General features: G+C 43.9%; 14 protein-coding genes. 2 read left to right on the top strand and 12 right to left on the bottom strand.

The features are described from left to right. The first annotated feature begins 101 nt into the window (after window positions 1-101). Entirely contained in the window at window positions 102-1,142 is a 1,041-nt protein-coding gene (locus tag E1757_RS09000; RefSeq protein ID WP_181956626.1) for a LacI family DNA-binding transcriptional regulator, read from the top strand. A gap of 245 nt (window positions 1,143-1,387) precedes the next feature. Here the strand turns inward: E1757_RS09000 and E1757_RS08995 are convergent, their stop codons facing one another. The 6 genes from E1757_RS08995 to E1757_RS08970 all read right to left on the bottom strand — a co-directional run bounded on the left by E1757_RS08995 (window position 1,388) and on the right by E1757_RS08970 (window position 9,470). Then, complete coding sequence (locus tag E1757_RS08995) at window positions 1,388-2,806, bottom strand: sulfatase family protein (protein ID WP_133226933.1); 1,419 nt, start codon at window positions 2,804-2,806, stop codon at window positions 1,388-1,390. 10 nt (window positions 2,807-2,816) lie between these two features. After that, window positions 2,817-3,683: a carbohydrate ABC transporter permease gene (locus E1757_RS08990; protein ID WP_133226931.1), complete on the bottom strand. Its 867-nt coding sequence runs from the start codon at window positions 3,681-3,683 to the stop codon at window positions 2,817-2,819. Between the two features lie 25 nt (window positions 3,684-3,708). After that, on the bottom strand, window positions 3,709-4,599 hold the full coding sequence (locus tag E1757_RS08985; RefSeq protein ID WP_133226929.1) for a carbohydrate ABC transporter permease: 891 nt from the start codon (window positions 4,597-4,599) through the stop codon (window positions 3,709-3,711). A 22-nt stretch (window positions 4,600-4,621) separates the two neighbouring features. Beyond that, entirely contained in the window at window positions 4,622-5,911 is a 1,290-nt protein-coding gene (locus E1757_RS08980; protein WP_133226927.1) for an ABC transporter substrate-binding protein, read from the bottom strand. Between the two features lie 182 nt (window positions 5,912-6,093). Then, window positions 6,094-7,785, bottom strand: coding sequence for a response regulator (locus E1757_RS08975; RefSeq protein WP_133226925.1), 1,692 nt, complete (start codon window positions 7,783-7,785; stop codon window positions 6,094-6,096). Next, the gene (locus tag E1757_RS08970; protein WP_133226923.1) at window positions 7,704-9,470 is read right to left on the bottom strand and encodes a sensor histidine kinase; all 1,767 of its coding nucleotides are present in this window, start codon (window positions 9,468-9,470) and stop codon (window positions 7,704-7,706) included. Before E1757_RS08970 ends, E1757_RS08975 begins: the two co-directional genes overlap by 82 nt. 223 nt (window positions 9,471-9,693) lie before the next feature. Between E1757_RS08970 and E1757_RS08965 the strand changes: the two genes are divergently transcribed. Continuing rightward, complete coding sequence (locus E1757_RS08965; RefSeq protein ID WP_133227496.1) at window positions 9,694-10,191, top strand: DinB family protein; 498 nt, start codon at window positions 9,694-9,696, stop codon at window positions 10,189-10,191. A 183-nt stretch (window positions 10,192-10,374) separates the two neighbouring features. Here E1757_RS08965 and E1757_RS08960 read toward each other — a convergent pair whose 3' ends face one another. From E1757_RS08960 to E1757_RS08935, 6 genes are all read right to left on the bottom strand, one after another. Continuing rightward, window positions 10,375-10,614 carry a hypothetical protein gene (locus tag E1757_RS08960; protein WP_133226921.1) on the bottom strand — a complete coding sequence of 80 codons (240 nt, stop codon included), beginning with the start codon at window positions 10,612-10,614 and terminating at the stop codon, window positions 10,375-10,377. Between the two features lie 73 nt (window positions 10,615-10,687). Then, the gene (locus E1757_RS08955) at window positions 10,688-11,560 is read right to left on the bottom strand and encodes a PhnE/PtxC family ABC transporter permease (protein WP_133226919.1); all 873 of its coding nucleotides are present in this window, start codon (window positions 11,558-11,560) and stop codon (window positions 10,688-10,690) included. Next, the gene (locus E1757_RS08950) at window positions 11,560-12,345 is read right to left on the bottom strand and encodes a PhnE/PtxC family ABC transporter permease (RefSeq protein ID WP_133226917.1); all 786 of its coding nucleotides are present in this window, start codon (window positions 12,343-12,345) and stop codon (window positions 11,560-11,562) included. The genes E1757_RS08955 and E1757_RS08950 overlap by 1 nt, the downstream gene beginning before the upstream one ends. Then, on the bottom strand, window positions 12,335-13,120 hold the full coding sequence (phnC, locus tag E1757_RS08945) for a phosphonate ABC transporter ATP-binding protein (RefSeq protein WP_133226915.1): 786 nt from the start codon (window positions 13,118-13,120) through the stop codon (window positions 12,335-12,337). Before phnC ends, E1757_RS08950 begins: the two co-directional genes overlap by 11 nt. A 229-nt stretch (window positions 13,121-13,349) precedes the next feature. Beyond that, window positions 13,350-14,423, bottom strand: a complete 1,074-nt coding sequence (locus E1757_RS08940) for a PhnD/SsuA/transferrin family substrate-binding protein (RefSeq protein WP_133226913.1) — start codon at window positions 14,421-14,423, stop codon at window positions 13,350-13,352. A 20-nt stretch (window positions 14,424-14,443) separates the two neighbouring features. Continuing rightward, window positions 14,444-15,277 (bottom strand): HAD-IIA family hydrolase, encoded by an 834-nt coding sequence (locus E1757_RS08935; protein WP_133226911.1) that lies wholly within the window; start codon window positions 15,275-15,277, stop codon window positions 14,444-14,446. Between the last annotated feature and the right edge of the window lie 58 nt (window positions 15,278-15,335).

The following is a 15,335-nucleotide window of genomic DNA, read 5'->3' as shown; positions in this document are numbered from 1 at the left end:
AACTAAGTATAAACTTATTTAGCAACAATTGATTATTTCATAAAAACCATGTACACTAAACTTACTAAACTCACCTCGTTAGAAATGGAGATGCTTTTGATTTGAAAATGGAGGATATTGCAAAACTTGCAGGAGTATCTAAATCTGCTGTATCCCTGGCGTTTAGCGGAAAGCCTGGAATTGGACCGGACACAAGGGAGCGCATTCTGCAAATCGCGCGAGATAACGGTTATTTGCCGAAACCACGTACCGGAACGGCAGAAAGAGCGAACAAATTGTTGACCTTCCTGGTCTTCGCCAATTCCGGAATCGTATTAGAGCACTATTATCAGCAGCCTTTCTTCCGCGAACTCATTCATTACATCGAAGAACGATGCCGGATGAAAGGATATTCGCTTATGTTCAGTACCGTCGATTTGGACAATCTTGAATCGGATATCAAAAAGGTTTCCGACGACCGCCGCTGCGAAGGCATCATTCTGCTGGGAACCAATTTGGACCGCAGTCAAATCGCCAACATTACCGGACTCCTGTCTTTGCCGCTGGTCGTACTGGACAACTGCTACGATACTCTGAGTGTGCCTTTCATTGAAATCAACAATATGATGGGTGCATATCAAGCCGGTATCCACTTATATGAACTCGGTCACCGCAGCATCGGTTATATTGCTTCAAACGTTAGGATCCATAATTTTGAAGAACGGAGACGCGGCTTTTCCTACGCCCTGAGTGAAAAAAAACTTTCCGTTGAAGATGGCTGCGATTTCTCTGTCGCGCCCACCATCCTATCTTCACAAAAATCGCTCAATCAGCAGTTGAGCGAGCGCATTAATACTGGCCTTCCACTGCCTACCGCCTTCTTCTGTGAATGCGATTATATAGCGATCAGCGCAATCAAAACGCTGATCGAATTAGGTTTTCGAGTTCCTGATGACCTGTCCGTCGTCGGTTTCGATAATATTTCAGAATCTCGAATCATCACACCCGAACTCACTACCGTTCATGTAGAGAAGGAGCTAATGGCACAACTAGCTGTCGATCTGATCATTCAATCAATCGAATCTGAAGACTCGGTCAAGACCAAAATCAAGGTTGATACGCAACTGATCCCGAGACTATCGACATCTCATCCGACATTTTAAATCCGTATCATCAATTTCAAAAAAAAATGACGCACTTCATGAACAGAGCCACTCATTGAAGTGCGTCATCATTGTATAATTATCCATTTTTACTCATTGTACCCATCCCCAGTGCCGCCCCAGCTCGTTGCTCCATGCATGCGCCCGGGGACCGTTTGTCCGTTCACGGTATAAATACTTCGGTCGCGGTTGCCCCGGACACGGCAAAGAGGGCACCACTTATTATCGTGGCACCCTTTTAAGTATTAAGCCTTTAACCATAATAGTGGTTTGGGATCAACAGTAAATACGCTGGAATCAAAGCTTTTCTTCATCAACTCCAACTTCTTGACCAAATAAGCAGGATCGTCCCAAAGATTTACAAACTCATCCGGATCATTTTCGTGATCGTACAACTCCCCGACTTCTTCTCCATGGAAGACAACCAGCTTGTATCTTCCGTCATAATACATGGTCGCGTAGACATGGTCGTGCGAACCTAATAAAGCGTAGTAATATTCCGAATATACATGATCCTTGTGTATGTACTCGTTGCCAGCCATTCCCTCTAAGATCGGAAGAAGGCTTTTGCCCTGCATATAAAAAGGAATTTCAATACCGGCAAGCTCCAGCAAGGTAGGGGCAATATCGACAAGCTCCACCAACCCGTCAAATCTCACATTTTCTTTAAAATGCCCCGGATACGATATGATCAGAGGGACATGTACCAGACCCTCATAGAAATGCGCGCCCTTAAGAATCAAGCCGTGATCCCCTAGCATTTCCCCATGATCGCTCATAAAGATGATAACGGTATTTTCCCGTTGCCCAGTCCGTTCCAACTCGTCAAGCAGCCTTCCGACGTTGCAATCGACGAGCTCGATCATGGCATAATAGTCGGCAATGTACTGCTGCTTCTCCAGATCGCTCATGCTTGCGCAGCTCGGGCCGACACCGCCTTGTCCACCATTGAGGTAATCTTCCTTTTGAATCCGCGGCTTGTTGTCTAATTCGCCTTCCTGCCATTTGGGCAGCGGCATGTCCTCCGCACGGTAGCGTTCCTTATACGTCTGCGGAGGGTCAAACGGTTCGTGCGGGTCATACACATTGACGCTCATCAGCCAAGGCGCTTCACTGTTATGGTTAATGAAGTGAATCGCTTCATTTGTCGCCCAGGTGGTCTGATGGTAGTCCTCATGGATCCCGCCGTTGCGTCCTTTATAATGCTCGCCCCACTCGATTCCCTGCTGCTTGAGCCATACTTGGTAATCGTGTCCGATCGGCCATGCGTCGCGTTGTGCCGGGCTCCACTTAAAGACTCGGTAGCCGTCGTCATTGCGGGGTTCAATCCGCCCTATAATTCCGGATAAATGAAGCTTCCCGGCTAGGCCGCAGTCGTAACCGTGATCTGCCAGCATTTTAGTAACCAGCACTTCATCCTCAGGAAAATAAGGGCCACCGTTCTTGGTCACTCTCGTCGTTCTCGGATAACGACCCGTCAGGAAACTGGCTCTGCTCGGGGAACATACCGTGCTTTGGGCATAGGCCCGTGTAAACGCGACCCCCTCGCTAACCAGCCTGTCTAAATTCGGCGTATGAATATGCGGGTTATTTAACGCGCCGATTGTATCAAAACGCTGCTGGTCCGTACAAAACCATAATATATTGGGTTGTTGCTGTTTCATTGTTATCCCCCTATCCTTTAACGCCTGAGCTCACAATACCTTGCACATAGTATTTTTGCAGAAAAACAAACAGCAGCAACATCGGTATAGCGATTAATGTCGTAGAAGCCATAATGTAGTTCCATTGAAGTCCTGATTCCGACTTAAACATACTTAAGGCCAATTGTACGGTTTTCATTTCATCAGAGTTCGTAATAATTAGCGGCCACGTATATTGATTCCAGTTATTGATTGTTTTCAGCAGCGCTACGGTTGCAAATACCGGAAGGCTTAAAGGAATGTATATGTTAAAAAAGGAACGCAATCTCGAACAGCCGTCCACCTTCGCGGCTTCATCCAATTCCTTGGGGAATCCCAGGAAAAACTGCCGGAATAAAAACATGCCGAAGGGATGAGCCAAATGCGGAACAATCAACCCCCAATACGAGTTGAGCCATCCTGTCCCACCATTGCCCCAGATATCATTGCCGCCGGCAAACGGGATACTCTTGATTTTCATAAACACGGGAATCATAATTACTTGCTCAGGAATCATCAGACCTACCAGCGAAAACAGAAAGAGTATATTTCTTCCCGCAAAGTTCAATCTGGCAAATGCAAACCCTGCTACCGACATAACAATGATGCCGATCCCTACTGTCGTCGAGGTAATAATGGTTGAATTCATAAAATAACGGGGCCAGTTGCCCTGGCTCATCGCATTTGCATAATTTGAGAACAGGTAAGTATGAGGCAGCAGTTGAAACGACGGAGACTGAATTTCAGCCATCGATTTCAACGATGTTACAAGCATAATGATAAACGGAACCATAAAAATACATGCAAACGCAACAACCAATCCTTGAACAACCCATCTTTTAGCTCTTGTTGGTTCCATCCGATCTCCTTACCTTTTAGTCGATTTACTTTTTATGTTTCGAGGCTCCGAACTTCATGTTTAACACGGTAATCAACAGAACACCAAGCAGCAGCACAACGGATTGAGCAGAAGCATAACCCATTTTGAATTCCGTAAATGCCCGAAGATAGATTTGGTGTACAATGGTCGTCGTCGAATTCACCGGTCCTCCTGCTGTCATGACGTTGACCTGCTCAAATACGTTAAACGAAGCAATAATGCCCGTCACAAAAAGAAAGAACGTAGCCGGAGCCAACATGGGAACGGTAATATGGATGAATTGATGCCACTTGCCCGCCCCATCCACGTCCGCGGCCTCGTACAGATCCCGGGGAATCCCTTGCAGCCCGGCCAAAAAAATGATCATATTATAGCCGACGCCCTTCCATATGCTCATCAAAACAATGGAAAATAACGACCATTGTGGATCTATGAGCCACTCTTTAGGCGACATCCCCAATGCTATTAATATCCGGTTAAAAATACCATGCGACGGATCGTAGAGCAGCATCCAAACCATCGAAACCGCAACCATGGAAACGATGTAGGGCGTGAATATGAAGGTTCTCGCGACCTTCGTATTCACCCATTTGATATTCATGACTACTGCAGCCAACATTCCAAGCGCCATCATTGGGACTATGGTGAACAACAGATAAATCAAGGTATTTTGAATTGACTTGAGAAAAACATCGTCCTTCAGCAGTTTCACGTAGTTGTTCAGCCCTATAAAATGCTTTTGCTCAAACAGGTTGAAGTCGGTGAAACTATAAACGATAACCTCTAGGGCCGGAATGAAAATAAAATATAGGAACATCAGGTAAAAAGGAGCAATCAGCAAGTAAGCTACCGGATCACTAAAGTGATTTTTTCTCAACAGCATTTTTAAAGGCATAGGGATTGTTTTCCTCCGCGTGTTACTTGGAAATCTCTTCTTTCAATTTGGTTACGGCATCCTTCAGAGCCTGATCCACCGGCTTTCTTTTAAAAGCCGACTCCTCATAGCCTTGGGTTGCATATTTTCTGTAAAGCGGTGACCATGTAACGCTAGGGCGCCCGGATCCCACTGATATAGCATCCATAACCGGCTTATTAAACGCAGGATCCAATTTAATATAGTCCTCGACAAGAGATTTCCTCACCACCGCCGTGTTGGTATCTTTCATCCTGGCGGCCATCTTGTCCTTGCTCATCAAAAAGGTAATCAAATCCCAGGCGGCGTCTTTATTTTTACTTTGTTCGGACATGGAGAACAGACGCAATCCGCTGAACGTTGCCGGTTTTTTACCCGGTACGTTGCTGACGATACCGATCTTGTCCACTAAAGACGGATCGTTGTTAATCATGTTCTTAATCGTATCCGGCAACAAATAACTCATGGACGATTTGCCCTTAGTAAACGGAATGTTGTCCACCTTATTCATGTCCGCGAACGGAATTGAGTATGGCATTAGATCAACCAGATATTGTACCGCTTCAACGGCAGTCGGCTGGTCGAACACAGGAACTTCATTCATCTCATCCACCAGGATGTTCCCGTTCTGTCTGGCAAATATTTCGAACAATAACGAATCTTCCTGCTTCGGAATATCGAAACCGGCTCTAATGACCTGGTTTCCGTCTTTCTTGGTTAATTTCATCGCATATTGCTTAAGCTCATCCCAATTTTTGGGTGGCGAGTTAGGATCCAGACCCGCTTCCTGAAAAAAGTCTTTACGGTAGGCGAATACATAAGGCGTCGGAGCATAACCGATTCCGTAAACCTTTTCTTTAAACTTCCCCAAATTAATAATATTTTCTTGAATATCCGCCTTGTCCTCCCACTTTTGAATATAACTATCCAGTACGGCGAATTGATTCAGTTGGGCTCTGCTCGGAAGATTCACGATCCCGACATCAAACAAATCCGGAGCCGTCCCTCCCGCAAACGCCGCATTCCATTTGGTTTCTACATCGGCAATAGGCACAAAATCGGCAACGATCTTGACATTCGGATGCTTCTGCTCATATTCTTTAAAGTCCGCTACTAAACTTTTGTTCAGTGGTTCGGAAGCGTTTCCACGGAGCCAAAATTTAAGTACAGTGCTGCTGGGCGTAGCCTTCCCGGTTTCTTTATTGATTTGTTCAACAGCGGTACCCCCACAGGCTGTTAATACACTCGCCATAACGGATGTCAGTACCAGTCCGGAAACAATTGCTTTTTTCAACGAAATCCCCCCTAGATATTCAAAGACACGCTTTGCAAACGGTTAACTATATGAATCGCCTTTGCTTTACTTAATATAAAAGGAAAAAGAATAAATAACCATGCAGCCCGATTATTTATTCTTTTGCTGTGATTAGATCTTCTTCAATTGTTATAATCATCTTTTTTCGCTGTGCTTAGAGTTTATTTCACTTTTCTTAGGTCCCCCATAAAATTTCGTGGAGATTTCCCGTAATACATTTTGAAGGCCGTGCAAAAATGAGACTCGCTAGTATAACCTACCTCGGAGGCAATTTCATTGATTTTTAATTTATTTTCCAGCAAAAGCTCCTTGGCGCGTTCCATTCGAACCGACATCAAAAACCGGGTTACGGATTGACCGGTCTCTTTTTTAAACATTTGGGAAATATAGTTTTCGTTCAGATGAACCAGACTGGCCAATTGAAACATTTCCACCTTTTGCGGGTAGTGTTCGAATAAATACCGAATGATTTTATTGGTAGCTTCACTGTACCGAAACAGGTGTCGGGTCGATGTCTCCAGCATGGCGGTAAGCTGCTCTATGACCCGGTTGCGAAAGTGGCTCTTAAATTCACTGTCTTGCAAAAGAAAGTCCGGGTCGTAAAGAAACGGGCTTGTCGTTCCCCCTTCCATCATCCCCATCAGCTTATGGTTGAGCATTTCCATCATATTGACTATCATTTTTTTAGCGTCTTGTGGCGTTAGTCCGTTTTGCCCTTCATTGAAAATTCCGTCAAGCGTTTGATCAACTCGTTCTACGACATGCTCATCGGCAAATTGAAAATGTTTCAGTAATTCATGAACATACATCAAGCAGCGATCCCGCGTCACATCATCTTTCTTATGCCGTCCATACACATGCAGACCGGACGGACCGGAGTAAAATCTATACTCCTTGGCTTCATTCGCCCCGGTGTAAGCCAGCTTCATTTCTTTGAGCGTCTCAAATGCCGAGCCGAACCCAAAAGAGACCGTACAGCCGAAGCGCAACCGAAGATAATTATTCATTTCTTCGCAGAGCCTAGGCAAAACTTCCACAAACGGGCGTCCATCATCCGTTCTCTTCCCAACAATGATAACGCACTCGTTTTCGGCAGTTTGAACAGCGGCTACGGATGAAATCCATTTCTTGAGGTGCTCTTGTATAATAGCGGACAGTAAATCGAGCCTTGCCCTCGTCTCCTCCTCCGAACTGTTGGCAGCCCTAGCCCATGCAAAGTAACCGTCCATCGAAAACGTCAATATATACCCCGGGCACAAAGAGGCATCGGCCAAATAACTCTCAATTTTCTGCAGGGGCTCTTGCCCAATCGAATGATGGCGTAGATAGTCCCGGATCAATGTTCCTGCAAATTCATGACTGTCCCCGGCAATTGCAGCCCGCGTATTGCCCCAGCCTTCTTTACGGATGATTCTTAACGCTTCGATGATTTCCACATCCGCCGTCTCCGCCTTAAGTAAATAATCCTTTGCGCCCATTACTAAGCCTTTTTTCACATATTCAAAATGGTCGTAATTGCTGAGAATTAGAAATTGCGGGGAGCCCCCCCGTTCTTTAACCGCCTGGATCAGCTCAAGTCCATCCATGACCGGCATGCGAATATCCGTAATAATAATGTCCGGTTTATATTGCTCATACATGTCAAGGGCTTCTTTGCCATTCGAACAGACACCGGCAATTTCGAATTCTTCTTCGTATTGGCGGATAACGTATTCAAACCATTGACGAATCGGTTTCTCATCATCAACAATCAATATGGTTAACGCTGTATTCATTGGGTCACATCCCTTTCCCGGATCACGGGGAGCACAATTGTCACTCGCGTTCCCCAATCTTTGGCGCTGTGCAGCCATACACCGTAGTTGTCTCCGAAATGCAGCTTGATTCGTTGTTGAATGTTCCGTAGTCCGATCCCGTTTGATTCCTCACGATACGACGGATACCCCTCCGATAAAGGGGACGGCTGCTCATTCAAATCGATCCCTACCCCGTCATCGAAAATTTCAACTATGATCCGGTCCCCGTCAGGGTATATTTTCACATGAATAATCCCGTTTCCGTCCTTCGGCTCGATACCGTGAAAAATCGCATTCTCGAGAATCGGTTGGAACAGAAGCCTTAACGTATAACATGGAAGAATCTTTTCGTCAAAATCACACACTACATCGAATTTATCGCCGTATCTGACTTTCTGAATCAAAATATAGTCCGATAAAAACTTAAGCTCATCCGAAAACGTAATCAACTCGTTGCCGGCATTAAAATTTTGTCGGAGCAGCCGTACGAGAGAGATGATCATGTCATTCGTCAGATCGGGCTGGTTTGTCCTTACCATCCAGCGTATCGAATTTAAGGTATTATACAAAAAGTGCGGATTCATCTGGGCTTGCAGGCCCTGCATCTCGGCTCTTCGCTTCTTTTCATGCTGAATGACGATCTCCTTCATGAGCGAATCGATTCGCTCCAGCATCGTATTGTATTTGGCCACAAGAAACCCGATCTCATCTTTCCTGTTCACGTCGATCATATGGTTCAGGTTGCCGCTGCTTGCCAGATTAATCGATTGGACGAGCTTTTTAATGGGAGAAGAAATCGCATACGAAATCATGTACGACAATACAAACAAAATAATCAGTTCCGCCATCGCGATGAGCACAATGTATTTCTTGATGCTCTGCATGCCCTCCAGTAAGGAGGATAAAGGTGTCATATCCACGATATACCAATCCAGTTGCTGAACCTTGTGGAATGAAATTAACGTTTCTTTGCCTTCGTATCCGGAGAGAAAATATCCCGACCGATTGCCGCTTATCTTCTTGAAAAATTCGGTATTCACCGCACTTGTAGTGAGCCGGGATTTATCCGGACCTGAAATCAGGATACCTTGCGAATTGTAGATTTGGATATGGTTATCTTCCAGGTTTTTATAAGTATCGAATAAAATATTCTCATCAAAATCGAGAACAAGCAGTCCCAAGTCTTTGCCGGTATACACGTTTCTCATGTAGCTGATTACGGAGAAGATATACTTCCCGTTTAACCGGTACGTATCCGCCCAAATCATTTTACTCTTGTCTTCTTCGAACAATTTTATCCAAGCTGCACTGCGCAGTTTGTCCTGATCCCGCCGGTCCGTCCCTTCGTTGTTGTAATAATTTTCATTGAATCCCAGCAGGGTCATCATATGATTCAAATATTGGAAGTTATTGTTTACGGTATCAATCAGCGTCTTCATTTGGTTTTGGGTAACCAGTTCTTCATATCTTCGGTCGGTCCAATCATTTTTTAGCAGAAGTCTTATGTTGGGGTCAAGAAAATACATCGTTGAAATCGATTTCACGTTCCCATTGATAATTTCGATTTTATCGGCGATTTGAAATAACACATTCAGATTGGCATCGCCTGCTTTTTTCAAAATATTTTGTTCCGCATACGAATAGAAAAAGTAAGCAATCGACAAAATGACAAGAAAAAAGAGAGGCGCGAACGTGACAAATATTTTGTTTTGAATCTTTAAATTTATGAAAAAGCTCAGCATGATCGTACCTCACTTTTACTTGCCATAAGCATTTGCCCATGGAGTCTACGGATATTATACATAGCTTTGCTAAATAATCAAATTATTTTTAAAAGTCTGGTAATATTGGATCGAACATGCGATAACCTTAAACCATAACCGCCGATTTCTTTTAAAACTAACGTTAAAATTCCACTCGACCGGAATCTATAGTATGCTAAACCATAAGGGAGGAGATGAATTTATGGTCAAACAACTGATCGTCGGCGACGCAACGCATGAACTGGCCACTACGCGCCGCATTCTGGAAAGCTTGCCCGAGGAGCATATGTCGTGGAAGCCGCACGAGAAATCGATGACGCTCGGCGGGCTGGCCACGCACCTGACCAACCTGCTGAACTGGCAAATCGCGATTTTTCAGTACCCGGAGTTCGATCTTTCGACCGTGCCGCTGCGGCGGGAGCCTTTGGAAAAACGCGCTGACGTTCTGGAGGAGTTCGACGCGAACGTCGGCAAGTTGGAAAAGCTGCTCGCCGAATGCGACGAGAAAACGCTTGGTGAGGAATGGACGCTGCGCCATGGTGACCATATCATCCTCCGCGAGCCGCGGGCGATCGCGCTCCGTACTTTCGGATTAAGCCACATGGTTCATCACCGGGCGCAGCTTGGGGTTTATTTGCGGCTTCTCGATATTCCGGTGCCGGGCATCTATGGCCCATCGGCCGACGAGGAAGCCAAATGAACTAAGCTTCTCGATCCGATACGCGCCAAAAAGTCGCAGGGTACCGGCATGACTGCCGGTACTCTGCGACTTTTTTTAATGTTGTATTTACCACCTTTCCTTAAAATCCCATCAATATTATAATAAATCACTTATCCGCCGGGATTGGATCCAACAAGGCAGCTCCTGCAATTCCCGGATGCGTCATTTCATAAGGATCAAGGCCATAATTTCTTCTGCAGCCTGTACAATTGCTTCCCCCAAACGGTTGTTTAGCTGTTTAACCTCCATGTTTGCTAATGCCGCAGCTTTTTTCACCATCGCCATAGAAGTGATTAACCGTTCACGACTGATTGTGGGATGCTCTCCAGGCACGGGAACCAAATCTTCGGCGGTATTGCCAATCGCCTGAGTACCGGGCTTCTCGTCGTAGGATAAATACATGTCGCACAGCGGGGTTCAGTTCTTCATTTTCCCAAATGTATTCCACTTGCTGGTACACCTCAAAAGCAGCAGTTCACAATACGCTTGCTTTAAGATATCCTTTTATTTTCGTGGCAATGACCTCTAGAGCGATCGCAAACGCTAATATTAAATAGGTAATCACACCGATTTCCCTCAAGTCATAATAAAATCCGCTGGCCATAAACATATCGAATCCGATCCCTCCTGCGCCAGCGGCAGCACCCATTGCAACTGAAACGGCAAAATTGATTTCAAATCTCAAGAAAGTCCAGGAGATGATATACGACATCGTAGAGGGGATAACCGCCTGAAAAACAATCTGCCACCAGTTTGCACCGCTTGCTTTGAGCGCTTCAATTACGCCTTCGTCCAATTCTTCAAATGATTCGGAGTATGTTTTGATTAAATAACCTACTGAATGAAAGGTCATTCCAACGACAGCTGCAACGCTCCCGAGCCCTGCGGCCACCGCAAAAATCAGAACCCATAGAACTGTCGGTACAGCTCTGACAATAGCAACGAAACCTTTAATACCAATTGAAACGGATTTCGTTGACAAGTTTTGGGCGGCGAATAACCCTAAAAACAATGCGATGACAGCACCGAATAATGTCGTTAAAAAAGCAAGTCCCAAGGTTACAGTGACCTGATAAAGGGCTTCGATAAATGTGAAATGCTGTAAACGAGGTTCAAAAAACATGGTTTTAATATTAAGGATTGTCGAAAAGATCCCTTCGAAAAAGTTAATGTCTTTATAGTCAAAGCTCATAATGCCATATACGGTTAACAACGATAAAGCGATCAACGTTAATCGTATTGCAATCGAGGCCTTATTTAAAGGTTTCAACTTTATTCGCCGGGTTCGATCTAACCGTGCTTTGTTTCCGGCCACAGAAACGGCATATGTCGACTCATCAACTTCCATTACATAATCACCCTTCTTACATAATTTGAAATATACTCGATGATGAGAATGGCTGCGATGACTACAATCACAACTAGACTGGCCGCATGATAATTCAAGCTTTTATAATACAAACTAAATGAAAATCCAATTCCTGTACCTGTTAAGATACCTATTAAAGTGGCCTGCCGTATGTTCGTTTCAACCATGAACAATATCCAACTAATCATTCGAGAAATACTTGAAGGGATGACAGATTGAATGATGATTGGAAAATAATTGGCACCTGTAGCTTTTAAAGCCTCAACCGAACTGCTGCTGATTTCATCAATGGTTTCCATAAACGCTCTCGTCAAAAAACCAAAGGAACCAAAAAAAAGCGCAAAATATCCAGTGAGTTCACTTTGCCCAAATGAAAAAAGCAAAATCATGGCCCACGCCGCCACATCAATGTTACGAAACACAGTCGCGATTGCTCTGCTGATGCTGCTGAAGAATCCGTTAATTCTTGTCGTATGGGATCCAAGTATGGCAAACAGGAAGGCAAAGACAGCTGCGACCGTTGTAGCCGCAATCGACATCAAAACCGTCTTTTTCAATTTCACCAAAATATCCGGAAGCTTATTCATTGCCTTTTCATTCGGGTAAAAATTTGAAAAAGCCCATTGTACAGCCTTTGGTACAGAAGTAAAGCCCTTCACCACGTTATATTCGGTAATGATAATAGAGGCAAAAGTCAACAATAGAAGGATTGCGATAAAAATTAAAGAGTTTCTCCTTCGTTTTGCAAAAAAATCACCCTGCATTTTCTCCTCCAAGTTCAATAATGAGTTCCCCAGCTTCAGTACCATATATGTTCCGAATTTGATCCGTCGTTATATCTTTTGGCGCTCCGTTATAAACGACTCTCCCTTTATTTACACCGATAACTCTGTCGGAATACTTTAATGCCACGTCTACCTGGTGTAGATTTATAAGAATCGTTATTCCCATGGTAGTAGAAATGTTTCGGAGATGATCCATAATAATCTTTGATGCATTAGGATCCAATGAAGCAATCGGTTCATCGCATAAAAGCATTTTAGGGTTTTGGATCAGAGCTCTAGCAATGCCTACGCGTTGCTTTTGCCCGCCGCTTAACTGGTCGCATCGCTTGTAAATTTGCTCCTCCAATCCTAAAACGCCCAGAATCTTTAGAGCCTGTTGTTTTTCCTCTTCACTGTATAAGCCTAAAACTCCCGCCAAGGTAGATTTGTATCCGAGTCTGCCGTGCAGGACGTTTTCAATTACACTTAACCTGGATACTAAATTATAATGTTGGAAGATCATTCCGATTTTTGTTCTAATTGCCTTCAACTCTTTTTTCTTAATTTCCAATACATTGACACCATCAAAGATGATTTCTCCGCCGCTTGCATCAATCATTCGGTTGATACATCGTAGGAGAGTTGATTTCCCTGCTCCCGATGGGCCAATAACGGAAACAAACTCTCCCTCTTTTACAGAGAAGTTAACATCAGATAACGCTTTTGTATCATTACCATACTGTTTTGATACATTTTTAAATTCTAGCAACGTCATTGTTAACTCCCTTACATGAGTTTTATTATAAACAGTTCAATAATTCACAGGATCATCTGTTCAACGGGTGGCTAGACTGCTACCGCCCATGGGTATCGTCCCCTTTTACTTTGAGAATTTGACAGGCGAAACCAATTCTCTGTATAGCAACAGGGGACTTTTTTCCATCATGCCTCACGGCTCTTTCTGTTCAGTTCTCCCAAGCATAGCCTGCGGCTTAATATTTGAGTTATTTGGATAATTCTCTAATCGGATTGAACCAGGCATCATCTGCTTTTACAAATCGCTCCTTGCCGGTTTTCTGCTTAAATATACCTAGGAATTTGGAATCCTTGGGTACAAATATCTTTGGATTTTTAGTAATTTCATCGGATAACAAGACTTCCTGAAGCGCTTTTTGGTCATTTTCACTGACCGTTTTCGTGTTAATGGCAATTGGCGTATTGAGAACCGGTGTAACGGAAATAAGCACAAATTCTTTTCCTTTAAGTGTAGTAAACGGCTCGGCAGCGTCTTGTTTAACTTTATAAACCGCTCCCGGCTTGTTGGCATCACCCGATGCTAACTCTACGTAATTTGCGATGCAAAAATCGCAGAAAGCGGCAACATCTGCCTTGCCGGTAAGCAGGTTCACTGCAGAACCCTGATGAGAACCACCGTACAGTACCTCACTGAAAAACTTGTCTTTTCCGCCTTCAAGCAAATCTTCTGCCGTTAATTTCTTGTATTCATTTTTTTTGCTAAAATAGCTTACGATCCCTGAGGATGGCACTACAAACCCGGAAGTTGAGCTGTTGGAAACAAAGGAGAATTTTTTTTGCACAATGTTATCGATAGAAAAGCCGTCATCCTTTTTGTAGTGGACTTCGTCTCCCTTTCTAACGTTTAACCAACTGTAATAAACGGCATCGTCTAGCGTTCCTGAATCACCGCTTACAACAGCAAGAGGAAGAACGTCTTTATTTTTATTATGAGCTTCAATATATCCTTGAGCTCCCATATACGCCAAATCGGCATTTCCGTTCGCTATCGACTCAATGGCAATGATATAATCGGTTGTCGTCTTGTGCTCAACTTTCTTTCCAGTCGCTTTTTCGATTGCTTTTCCAAACTCATCGCGTGCTTCTTTTAAATCCGCGCCGGATTCATTAGGATACCATACCATTCTAATGGTGTCCTTTGCTTTTTCGCTGGCGGCCCCTACTTTTGAATCCATGGTCGGCGTATTTGAATCGTTTATAGCACAACCTGTAACAGCAGCTGCAAGGACTAAGGACAAACAAAATGTAAACATTTTCTTCATGTGAAGACTCCTCTCCATTTTTAGTTCCTCTTCAAAAATTTTTCGAACACATGCGGCATTGCAACTATTTCATACAATTCATAGATACTTTTTACTTTGTAATCAGAGTCCGAATGTTGAAAGGAGAGTGCATCGTCATTGTTATTTTCAACCCATACCGTCCTCATTCCCACTCTCCTGCCGCCCAGAATATCTGTCTCCAGGTTGTCCCCTATCATGACACCGGAATCCGACTTCGCTCCAAACATCTGCAAGCCGTATAGAAAAAGATACGGTTCCGGCTTCCCTATACATTGTACCGTTGTACCTGTAACGGCTTGAATGGCGGCAATGATTGCGCCGGTTTCAGGTATCTTTTTCTGGCCTTCCGCAGGATGAAAATGATCTGAATTCGTACCTATAACCAAACTGCCTCTACTTACCTCCTCTGAAATTCTTTGAAGTTTTTCATAAGTAAAATCAACATCTCTGCCGACAACGATCACATCGGCCTTGTCTTTATCTTCCAAGGGAACGATGCGGTGTCCTTCAAAGGCAATCGCATCATTTAGACTGGAGCTGCCTACTGTTTTGATTGAAACGATGCCGAATTTTTCTTTTAAATATTTACCGATAAAATCTGTTGCAGTAATAATTTTCGAGGTATCAACATCTAATCCGATGTTCTTCAGTTTTTTTGCAATTTCTTGGCCGGTTTGTCGAGAATTATTCGTAATAAAGCTGTATTGAATATGACGTTTTTCCAGCTCTTTCAGTAGTGGCTTTGCTCCGTAGGCCAACTTATTACCATGATAGATGCAACCGTCCAAATCGAAAAAACAGACATTGACCCCTGAAAGAAATGCTTCGTTCAATTTATTTTCACCGACTTTTCAATTGAATTGAGGAACTGGAAGTACTTAACTCCGCAGA

Origin of the sequence: Paenibacillus piri (genome assembly GCF_004354045.1) — a bacterium.
Classification (GTDB): Bacteria; Bacillota; Bacilli; order Paenibacillales; family NBRC-103111; genus Paenibacillus_S; species Paenibacillus_S piri.
This window is presented reverse-complemented; position numbering and strand designations above follow the sequence as displayed.